At 31.4% G+C, this 1,370-nt stretch carries 3 protein-coding genes; all 3 read right to left on the bottom strand.

Translation table 11 applies throughout. The features are described 5' to 3' along the window. Positions 1–315: 315 nt before the first annotated feature. The gene (locus OA57_RS12210) at positions 316–660 is read right to left on the bottom strand and encodes a hypothetical protein (RefSeq protein WP_084589943.1); all 345 of its coding nucleotides are present in this window, start codon (positions 658–660) and stop codon (positions 316–318) included. A 79-nt stretch (positions 661–739) separates the two neighbouring features. Further along, a complete protein-coding gene (locus tag OA57_RS12205; RefSeq protein WP_034618284.1) occupies positions 740–1,123 on the bottom strand; it encodes a hypothetical protein in 384 nt (127 codons plus the stop codon). Beyond that, positions 1,113–1,370, bottom strand: a 258-nt coding sequence (locus OA57_RS12745; RefSeq protein ID WP_034618283.1) for a hypothetical protein, incomplete at its 5' end; no start/stop codon positions are given. The genes OA57_RS12205 and OA57_RS12745, both read right to left, overlap by 11 nt.

Genomic DNA, 1,370 nt, shown 5'->3' with positions numbered 1-1,370 from the left:
TGGTTTCTTTTTCTTCTGCACTTAAGTCTTGCGCTGCTTTGCCGTAAAGCTGTTCTGTCAGCAGTTTGGCAGTAAGTTCGCCACTTGCTGCGGCGGTAGCGCCTGCTAAGGCATTGTTGCCGCTCGCCTGCGCTTTGAAATTTGCATTATAGATATTTAGCATATTATTTTCTTTCTACAATATTAAGAAAGTTAGACATTTACACCAATCAATTTATATATTTATTAATTGCTTACAGAACCTAATAATAGAGGATACACCTGTTTCCTATCCTGATATTTTATCTCCATATTCTGAAAACTTATCCCTCTTGGTTATATACATTTATTTATCTTCCTATAATCAAAACTCAAAAAATCATCAACAAAAATAATTTTATTTTGAATGTAGACTTTATCTAATTCATAATAAACAATCCAGGCTTGAATAAAATTTAATTCTTCCGGATTATACATTGATGTGATTAACACGGAGTGTTTTTTATCTTCCTGACCTTCTATTAGAGATTTTACCCATTGTTTTTTATAATCTTTAATAATCCAATACCCTACAGGCAAGAAAAAATCTTCCGAAAAATCATTAATTTTTATCTTCGCACGTACAACTCTATTACCCCATTTGTTTTCAAAAGGAATACCATCAAAAATAATATTAAACATAATCATTAATCCTTAATTCTATTAAGATCTTTATCATAAGTCCCCAATCTGAATAGCTTCCTTTCCAACTTTATGATGCTCACTTTGATATTATACATCTTTCACTTGGATAGTAATATTTAAGTCCTTCTTTGTTCCCTACTACAAAAAATCGTACTTTCACTCTATTCTTGCAAAACCACTTATCGACTTCTATAAAACCTAAATCTAATAATTTATCTCTATGATCATTCATATCTCGAAAATATAGATTTGCCCAAATGTAATTATTGTTATACTTAGACTCAATATCAATAATACTCCCAAATTCTTCCGATAGAATTGATATAGTCTCCTCTTGATTTCTTATATTCTTATCTTGAATATTCTTAATATGAAATGTTGAATAAATAAAAAACATCACCCAAAAAATTATCAAAGGGAAAAATAGCCACTCTTTTACTCGAGCAATTTTATTTTTCATTCTCCTCTCCTATTTTATACATTCTATCTGCTCCAAATGAAAATCCACCGCCAACCCCCAATCCCAATAAAACTCGTGGTTTTTCAGTTAAAATAGTACTGCCAATTGAGCCGCAAATCCCCACACACACTGTTCCCGCTACACTATTTCCTGATAAAGTCTTACTAATAGTTTCCCCTAAGCTTTTACCAAGTTCATACTTATCTAAATTAGTAATCCATCCTATCTGAGCTGACATAGATAATCC

This window comes from Chelonobacter oris (assembly GCF_000772535.1).
GTDB lineage: Bacteria > Pseudomonadota > Gammaproteobacteria > Enterobacterales > Pasteurellaceae > Chelonobacter > Chelonobacter oris.
This window is presented reverse-complemented; position numbering and strand designations above follow the sequence as displayed.